The sequence below is a fragment of the Acinetobacter sp. OYA S30 genome (assembly GCF_033599315.1).
Classification (GTDB): domain Bacteria; phylum Pseudomonadota; class Gammaproteobacteria; order Pseudomonadales; family Moraxellaceae; genus Acinetobacter; species Acinetobacter baumannii.
In genome coordinates, this window is record NZ_JAWVAV010000068.1 from 1 (window position 1) to 8,797 (window position 8,797).

At 38.8% G+C, this 8,797-nt stretch carries 7 protein-coding genes and 1 pseudogene; all 8 read left to right on the top strand.

Annotation, left to right across the window (positions count from 1 at the left end; genetic code table 11):
- Positions 1 to 484, top strand: a 484-nt coding sequence (locus tag R5R67_RS18360) for a hypothetical protein (RefSeq protein ID WP_318755101.1), incomplete at its 5' end; no start/stop codon positions are given.
- A 512-nt stretch (positions 485 to 996) separates the two neighbouring features.
- The gene (locus R5R67_RS18365; protein ID WP_079548186.1) at positions 997 to 1,380 is read left to right on the top strand and encodes a hypothetical protein; all 384 of its coding nucleotides are present in this window, start codon (positions 997 to 999) and stop codon (positions 1,378 to 1,380) included.
- The gene (locus tag R5R67_RS18370) at positions 1,377 to 1,889 is read left to right on the top strand and encodes a hypothetical protein (protein WP_140947144.1); all 513 of its coding nucleotides are present in this window, start codon (positions 1,377 to 1,379) and stop codon (positions 1,887 to 1,889) included. Before R5R67_RS18365 ends, R5R67_RS18370 begins: the two co-directional genes overlap by 4 nt.
- 113 nt (positions 1,890 to 2,002) lie before the next feature.
- Entirely contained in the window at positions 2,003 to 2,764 is a 762-nt protein-coding gene (locus R5R67_RS18375; protein WP_032021510.1) for a hypothetical protein, read from the top strand.
- Positions 2,765 to 2,832: 68 nt separating this feature from the next.
- Positions 2,833 to 3,234 (top strand): J517_1871 family lipoprotein, encoded by a 402-nt coding sequence (locus tag R5R67_RS18380; RefSeq protein ID WP_032021511.1) that lies wholly within the window; start codon positions 2,833 to 2,835, stop codon positions 3,232 to 3,234.
- Between the two features lie 364 nt (positions 3,235 to 3,598).
- Positions 3,599 to 7,801 (top strand): annotated as a pseudogene (locus R5R67_RS18385) (tape measure protein); the annotation flags it as partial.
- Positions 7,802 to 7,850: 49 nt separating this feature from the next.
- Positions 7,851 to 8,249 carry a hypothetical protein gene (locus tag R5R67_RS18390; protein ID WP_317457953.1) on the top strand — a complete coding sequence of 133 codons (399 nt, stop codon included), beginning with the start codon at positions 7,851 to 7,853 and terminating at the stop codon, positions 8,247 to 8,249.
- Positions 8,249 to 8,755, top strand: coding sequence for a DUF1833 family protein (locus R5R67_RS18395; protein ID WP_109429039.1), 507 nt, complete (start codon positions 8,249 to 8,251; stop codon positions 8,753 to 8,755). The genes R5R67_RS18390 and R5R67_RS18395 overlap by 1 nt, the downstream gene beginning before the upstream one ends.
- Positions 8,756 to 8,797 lie beyond the last annotated feature (42 nt).

Sequence of the window (8,797 nt, forward strand, 5' to 3'; positions counted from 1 at the left end):
GGACGTATCAAAATGGTGCGAATACAAAGGTGCTGATGGAGAGGTACAGGCAGAATTTAAAGTCCGTGGTATCGCTTATAAGCCTTTTCAGGTAGCTATTGAACGAGCAGGAAACCAGATCTCGTCTAAAGGCTATGATGTGATGGTCAAAGATGAAAATGCCAAGCTTTATCACGAATTGTTAATGGATGCATGTGCTGCCCACTTAATTGAAGACTGGAAAGGTGTGGTATTTGCCGAAATCGTGGATGGTAAAACTGTTGAGACCGAAAAACCGTATACACCTGAGAATGCCTCAAAGCTTCTTAATCTTGGTGATATTGGTATTTCAATCTGGTTATTCATTAAAGAGCAGGCCCAGAAGATTCAGGAAGAAGCCGACAAGGACAAGGCTTTAATTCTGGGAAAGTCATCGAGCTCTATAAGTACCAAAAGACCTATGCGTCGAAAACGCCGCACGAAATCGAGCAAATCAAGTTCTTAGGTGGCCGTATTCCGGATCCGCCAGAATATTCTTATGCGGCTGATTCCATTCTTTCGGCATTTAGCACTATTTGCAGATCCCGACGATATGAGCAGGGTATCCCTTTATCTTTAGATCAGCACGCAATCAATGTCTATGCAGAGCATAATGATTTGCCTGTGGCTGCTCATATCTTTAATGACTGTATTTTTGCTTTGGATAATTTGTTTTTGGAGGAGGCGCATAAAAAGGCGACGCAACGAGCGACGAAGACTTAAATGCTGACGTGCGATACTTAACTGTGAACAAGCGACGGGATGTAACGCGATTGATGTAATTAAACCGTCACCTACTCTTGACTTCGGTGGTTAAATTCGATATTGACACTTTTGTAAGTACTGAATAAGATAACATCTCCACCTCTTGGTTAATCTCTTTTAATAGTGCAATTACCAAGGGGATTTTTGTACCTAAATGAATAGTTTCTATTTATTTGAACGAGCTTTTATTAATTAATAGTTAAGAATTTGCAAATGACAGGTATTGAAGATAGCCCAAAAGGTGAAACTAACAGCAATTTTACATGGGCCAGAGCATTTAGGGATATTGGGGTGAATGCCATCAATACAGGGCAGTTTCCCTTTTTCTGTATCTTCATTGTAGTAATTTTAGTTCTACTTAAAATGCCTGGTGGAGATGTTAGTAAGCTTATATTTAATGTATTTGCAAATTTCCGAGAGTTCGCTGTATCAGGTTATGTTCTTTTCGCAATTGCTCTTATCATATGTAGTGTATACATAAAAATACTACGTAATGCTCACAAAAAGCAGATTGAGCAAAGAGACAATTTAATTAAGAATTTGACTAAGAAGGTTACAGATTCAAGTAGCTCAATCACTGTAGTGGGAGATGCATGATGAGTATATTAATAATAATTTTAACAATCTTAGCTATATTCCATTTGTTTTATCAAAGCGTCATCGTGAAAACTAACCATATGCTTTTACAAGATGATTTGGAATTCGAGAGATTACTTTCCGAAGTTTACTTAAGAGAAAACAAAGCCAATTTAGCTCCAGTAGAATTGAAATATGTAAAGAATATTCAAGATGATTTTGAACATCTCAAATATGTCGTTACTGAAGCAAATCTTTTAGAGTATTTATTGTTTATTCGAGAAGAGATGAAGGCTAATAATGGTAAAGAGACTATTCTAGAGACAAATGACAGAGATTTTGTTAGAAAGGAAATTATTGAAATTGAAAATAGAGGAATACGTGTAGTACTACGTTCTATTTTTACCAACTCTTTTCTTTTCATGTTATTAACTTCACCTGTCATTATTATCGTTAAGTTTATTGCTACATTATTAGATAAGAAGATTACTCTTGATAAAGTTGAGAAATTCTCAACAAAGCATTGCTGAAAAAATGAAATAAAATAAATATATAAATTTAAAAAACCACCTTCGGGTGGTTTTGCTTTATGTGACATTTAGTAACCAGTTTGTTAAATTACCCCTAAACAAGGGGTATTTTTATGCTTAAAGACTATCTTGGCCCTGCTGCCGAGCATAAACTCAAAGCCGATGAGGCTATTAAAGAAAAAAGGTTTGATGATGCTTGGCGACATCTTAACGAGCAGAAAATAAATTATTTCAAGCACGCAAAACAATGTAACTTTACTGAAAAGCAAACTTTGGGGCTTGATGCTATTGTGCATATCACAATGGGAAATTTACTTAGAATAGAAGGAAAACATTTACAAGCTTTGTATCACATTGCTTATGTTTATAAAGTGGGTAAGCTAGAGAACCCTTTGAATGATAGTAATGATGATCGATTAAGAGTTTACTATAAAAGAGCAAAGAAGGATGATGGATTCGAGAACTTTAAACAAGGACTAGATCTATTTCCTAGTTATGATTATCAGTCAGTACAACATTTTTCAAGCAGCCTTTTGAGTTCTGAAAATGGAACAAAAGAGATTGTTACTTCTCCTCAAATTGAGGAAAAGCCTATTATAAAAATTCCAGAAAACAATAAAGATGTTATAAACAATAGGTTTTTGGCTGAACGAAAGAATAAAAAAAAGGAAGAGCATATTGGGATTCCTCCTCCATTAAAAAAGCCAGAGAAGAAGCAAATTAGGGAGTTTGAAAAGACTAATAATCTAATAAAATCCACACCTACTGAAAGTAAGTCAAATAATGAAAAAAGGACAGGGATAAGCTCAGGATTCGCTATAACAGTGATTTGTGTTGTGATGGGTTTAATTCTATTGCTGTGGTTGCTATCTTAAAAAGAGACAAAAACAGAAGCTAACCAAAGTCGATGTTAAATTCTATCTGAAGATAAGGGTTTGGAAATATGCAAAAGATAATTTTATTAGGCCTTGCGATCTCATTAAGTGGCTGTGTTACTCCAGTAACTCAAATGATAAATAATAAATTCAGTGATATTGTTCCAACAAAGCCGCAGGCTACAGGTATTTGGACAACTTCGGTTGGTCCAGGGCTTTCTACGATTAAGTTGAATGAAGATGGCAACGGGATTCTTTGTGAAGACACAAGTGGCAACATAACTCTGAATAAGATTAAGTATTCAAATGGTCAACTTTATTCTCAAAATGGAATGGTCTTAAAAGTTATAGCCCTTAACCAAGAAGTTTTAGAAGCAAAAACAACATTATCTGCATTTAATATAGATATGGTTTACAAGAAAGATAATGCCTTAAAAGCTGCATCACTTAAATGCGCTAAAGAAATATAGATTCAACTAAACCAACAGCCCGGCCAAGTGTCGGGTTTTTTATTGCCTGGAGAAAAGTGATATGGCACAAGAATCCCGTTTGGTCATTGTTATTGATTCGCAAAATGCTGAACGCAATGCTAAAGCCTTAGCTGCAGAAATGTCTAAGATTACTGAAAAAGGCGATTCAGCTACCCGTACCTCTGAAGAGCTAGGCAAGCAAATTAAGGTCACAAATAATATTGTTCAAAATTTTAATACTACAGTTAATAATTCATCTTATGTAGTAAATAAAACTGCTGAGGCTACTAAACAAGCTACACAACAAGCTCAAAAATATGGGCAAGAAATAAAAACGACAACACAAGAACTAGATAAACAGGAAAAATCTGCTCGTTCTTACAGTACTGCTATTAAGTCATTAGCAGGATATATGGCTGGATTGGTAACGATTAATGCAGCCATAAATAATATGGATACTTATACAGGTCTTCAGAACCGTCTTAAATTAGTCACTAATAATCAAGCTGAACTAAATAAAGCAACTGAAGATACGTTCCAGATCGCACAAAAAACATATTCAGCTTGGGATTCTGTTTTACAGGTTTACCAACGCTTTAGTGATAATGCTAAAACGCTGAATCTTACAATGGATGACACAGCGCGTTTGACTGAAACAGTGTCAAAAGCAGTGGCGATTAGTGGTGCAAGTGCAGAGGCAGCTGATGCAGCATTGGTACAGTTCGGGCAAGCGCTTGCCAGTGGTACTTTGCGCGGTGAAGAGCTTAACTCGGTAATGGAGCAAACCCCAGCTTTAGCAAAAGCTATTGCTCAGGGCATGGGTATTACTGTTGGGCAATTACGTTCAGTAGCTGCAGAAGGAAAGATTACTTCACAAGAAATTGTTAAGGCTCTTAAAAATGTACAAGATGATGTCGATGCATTATTCGCAAAAACAGATATAACCATTGGTCAATCACTCACACTTTTAAATAACGAAATCACTAAATTTGTGGGTGAGGCTGGCAAAGGCAGTGGTGCCGCACAGGTATTAGCTGGATCCGTTCAAACTCTTGCAAGTAATTTAGATTTAATTGCAGATGGAGCATTGGTGGTTGGTATTGGTTATATCACTCGTGCAATTTTGATGAAGAGCGCAGCGGTTAAAGAGGGAATGGCATCAACATTAGCAAGCCGTCAAGCCTCTGTATTAAATGCTCAAGCAGAATATGCAGAAGCTACCGCTACTTTGAATGCAGCTAAAGCTCATCTAGCAAATGTACGAGCTACAAATGCAGAAACCCAAGCTAAATTTGGTGCTACTGCAGCGGCGACTCGGTATGCACAGGCACAAGCCGCAGTAACTGCTGCTACAAATGTACAAACTGCTGCACAAACACGGCTCTCAGCAGCTTCCTCTTTAGTTGGTAGTATTGGTAGCCGAGCATTAGGACTGATCGGTGGTCCAATTGGAGCAATTACCTTAGGTGTATCCGCTCTAGCAGCAACATATACTTATTTTAAAGGTAAGGCAGAAGAAGCGAATAGAACACTTGCTGAACAAGCCGAAGTGGCTAACCGTACAGCTGAAGAATTAAAAGGCTTAAAAGGTGAGGCAAAAACCAAAGCTATTAACGACTTAACAACGGCCTTTAAAGCTCAAAATGAGGAGTTGAAAAAAACAGAAATGGCTGTTGGTTCAGCTTTAATTGATATTCAAAACTTCGGTAAAGGTAATGTTGAACTTACAAGGATTTCTAATGAAGCTCGATTGGGCACAATTAGCTACAAGGAGGCTATGGAGCAACTTGCTAAACAGAAGTTACCCCCAAGCCTAAGAGATGCATTACAGGAGCAAATCGACAAATATAATGAAGCTTATGATAAGGCTGATAAGACCAAAACAGCCATTAAATTGTTTGGTATTGAAGTTACCTTAACGGGTAATAAAGCCCAAAATGCAGCAATTGAGCAACAGAAGCATGCTGATGCTATCAAGAATACAAAACAGGCTGCAGATGAGGCTCAAAAGTCCTTACAGAAATTGTATGCAGATAAATTGTGGGATACACAATTTGTCGAGATAGTAATGAAAAAGGGTTTTTCTGAATCTCAGGCTAATGATTTACTGAAGCTTTGGAAAGATTCAGTAGCTAAGGGTCTTAAGGCAGTAGACCAAGAAGCGTTGAAGTCATTAGTGGATACTTGGAAATCAGAAGAATCAATCAAAGCCATCACGGATGCTAGAACTGATTCTATACGTGAGCAAAACAAGGAGAGTAAGAAGAGACTTAAAATCACGCAGGCTGAGTTGGAGGTAGCCAAACGCTCTGCTGCTTTAATTGAAGCAAGTGGTTTAGGCAAGTATGCAGAAAGCAAAGGAATACCATCAAGTGTAATTGCAGGCTTGTTGGCTCAAGAATCCAAAGGTATTCGAGATGCCAAGAGTCATACTGGTGCAATAGGATATTTTCAAACAACAAGTGGCTATCGTAAACAGAATAACATGTCTGTTGCAGATAGTTATGATCTGGAAAAATCGGGGAAAATTGCAATTGATAATATTGCTAAGGTTTATGAAAAAACAGGTAACCTGGCTCAGGCAATACTTTCACATAATGCAGGTGAGGCAGGTGCAGAGCAGTTCATAAAAACAGGCAAGGTATCTGGCAGCAAGGCAAGAAATAAGGAGGTATCAGAATATGTAGGCAAGGTTTCCCGTTATTCCGACATCATTGCTGGTGGTGTTGGCAAAGGTGGCTTGTCCGAAGGTGATAGTGACAGGGCTTATGGAGAGCAAATCAAAGCGCGTTTAGAGTTGATCAAGCAGGGTTTAAACCTACAAGATCAATATGAAAGTGAGCAGGCGAAGCGAACTAAGGCGCGCAATGAAGAAATTAATCTAGCACTGCAGACAGGTCAGGCTAACCTAATCCCAAAGATCAAAGAGCGTTTTGATGCGGAAGATCAATTGGCTCAAAAACAATTTGATTTTGAGGTGAATGGCCATGAGTGGACTGAAAAACAAAAGCTTGAGCACACATATGAAACCAATTCATTACGTCTGGTTGCTGAGGGGAAATTAACAGACGAACAGCGCAAAATTGCGATTGATTCATTTAAGTTACAGATGAAGCAAGAAATTGCATTATCAGAATTGGCGAAAGAGCAGCGCTTGTTTCAAGCTGAGCAGTTCATGATGGCCGAAATGGAGCGTATAAAAAAACGATATGCTCTTGAGTATGATGAAATATCGAAAATCACTGATCTTGAAGAGCGCAGAAGGAGGATGAGTGCATTTCAGGCGGATTTTATTCGCAATGGTGTTGGAAGCCCTTTAACTGATAAATATGACACTTCTGGTCAATTTCTTAAGTCCATGAATTATGCCAAGCCCCAACAAACCAATATGCAAGTATTGGATGAAGATTACGCTCAAACTTATCAGAAGCTAAAAGACAATCTTAATGCTGTTTTAGAGTCAGAGAAAGCAAGCTATCAAGAGAGATTGGAAGCGGAGCGAGTATTCAAGGAAGCCAGACAGCAAATGGAGGATGAGTACCACCTAAAGGCGATTGATGCAAGAAAAGCAGATCACGACAGTCAATTGCAGTTATACAGTCAGATGCTTTCATCTGCTTCAAGCACATGGGGGAATTTGACTCAAATTGTTAAGGATGCTCGTGGTGAAAACTCACGCTCTTATAAAGCAATGTTTGTGGCTCAACAATCTTTTGCTATAGCTTCAGCAATTATCTCCGCTCACTTGGCTGCTGCACAAGTGATGGCTGATCCATCCGCATTAACATTGGCTCAAAAAACTACTTATGCCACGATGATAACTGGACTTGGTTATGCAAATGCCGGGATCATTGCTGGACAAACTATCGCAGGATTCTCTGACGGTGGCTATACAGGAAATGGGCTTAAACACACTCCAGCAGGCATTGTCCACAAAGGCGAAATTGTATGGTCCCAAGAAGACATTAAAAGATGGGGTGGTGTTGGTTTAGTTGAGAAAATGCGTAAGAGTGCAAACCCTGAAGCTTTTCTCAATAACAATGCCTCGGCAGATAGTGTCATGCGCCGTGCAATGATGAGCTCTAATGCCTTTATAGAAAGCCAAAAGCAATCTGACATCTTTAATCAACCGGTTCAAGATACTCAGATTATCTATAAAGGTAATAGAGACACACCTAAGTTGGCGTCTTCGGCAAATTCTGACTTATTCCATGATGGCAAGGTCTACTTCTCATCAAATGGTTTAGTTCAAGATCGTTCAAATCTGGATGATGTTCAGGATTTTACTTTAGGACGTACTTCACGCCCTCAAGCTGAGATTATGCCTTCAATTGAACCTTCTACACCGACAATCAATTTCAAAATTGAAGTGATTAATCAGGTGAGTGGGGCGACAGTTGAAGCCGAACAACTGGATGAGCAAACTGTCCGGATCATTGTTAAAGATGAACTGGATAAGCAGCTTCCAAGAATGGTACCTAAGCTTGTAAGTGATCAAATCGCAAATCCAAACTCAACCATTAGTCGGTCTTTGACTGAGAATACGACAGCAAGACGGAATCGTTAATCAATAAAACCACCTTTCGGGGTGGTTTTTTATTACCTAAAGGAAAGTTATGTACAAATTAAAGCTAAATCCTCAGACCAGCGGTTATGGCGTAACACCAGGTGATGATGTGAAACGCCAGCAACTGGATGGGGGGCGTGGGCGGTATTACATCGATGTAAAACGTAATAGCCACATTGTTGATGTGAACTGGAATTTAAGTAAAACCGATTTCAATAAAATGATGGCGTTCTGGCGAGTCTATCAGAACAAGCCAGCCTCGTTTTATGCAGACTTGGTAATTGATCAGGGAGCACGTCAGCAATATCAATGTAATTTCATTCCGAACTCATTCAAGACCAATGAAGTTAATGGCAATCTTTACCGGGTAAATGCTCAGCTCGAAGTTGTTCAAAACCAGCCTAACCTGACTGCCGATATAGCTTTGATTAAGGACTGGGAGGTCTAATGGATAACGAATATGCCAAATTCTTTTTCAATCGGAAAGTTGATGTCTATCAACTGGAGTGTATTGAGCTGTCACATCCTTCTTTCGTAAATACTTACCGCATAGTTCGTAATGATGACCGAGATCTATATGTACAGCATAAGGAAGGATCGGGTCAGGTATTTTATGAATATCTACCAGTGACAATTCAAAGATCCGGAATGTTAGGTGATCTGGACCAGACATTGACAGTCTCTGTTTCAGGATTGGGTGATGTGTTACCTGATGAATTCGAGAGGGTAATCGAAGGTCAATTTCCGGATGTAAAGCCAACAGTAAATTACCGGATTTACAGTTCAGACAATCTGAATTCTCCAATGTTTTATTTACTCGGACTGCAACTCTCCAGTGTTGCCATGAATCATAAAGCTGTGACATTCAAGGCTGAATCACCAAGATTAAATACTGCGAAGACTGGAGATATCTTTTCACTGGATCGCTTTAGTGGTTTGAAGGGGGCTATATGAAGAGTCACGATCATTTACTCGATAAGCAATATGACGAGGAAC

What these genes read in the sequence shown, in the direction of transcription:
- R5R67_RS18365 (WP_079548186.1), top strand. Translation starts at nt 997, where the DNA reads ATGACAGGTATTGAAGATAGCCCAAAAGGTGAAACTAACAGCAATTTT.
- R5R67_RS18370 (WP_140947144.1), top strand. Translation starts at nt 1,377, where the DNA reads ATGATGAGTATATTAATAATAATTTTAACAATCTTAGCTATATTCCAT.
- R5R67_RS18375 (WP_032021510.1), top strand. Translation starts at nt 2,003, where the DNA reads ATGCTTAAAGACTATCTTGGCCCTGCTGCCGAGCATAAACTCAAAGCC.
- R5R67_RS18380 (WP_032021511.1), top strand. Translation starts at nt 2,833, where the DNA reads ATGCAAAAGATAATTTTATTAGGCCTTGCGATCTCATTAAGTGGCTGT.
- R5R67_RS18390 (WP_317457953.1), top strand. Translation starts at nt 7,851, where the DNA reads ATGTACAAATTAAAGCTAAATCCTCAGACCAGCGGTTATGGCGTAACA.
- R5R67_RS18395 (WP_109429039.1), top strand. Translation starts at nt 8,249, where the DNA reads ATGGATAACGAATATGCCAAATTCTTTTTCAATCGGAAAGTTGATGTC.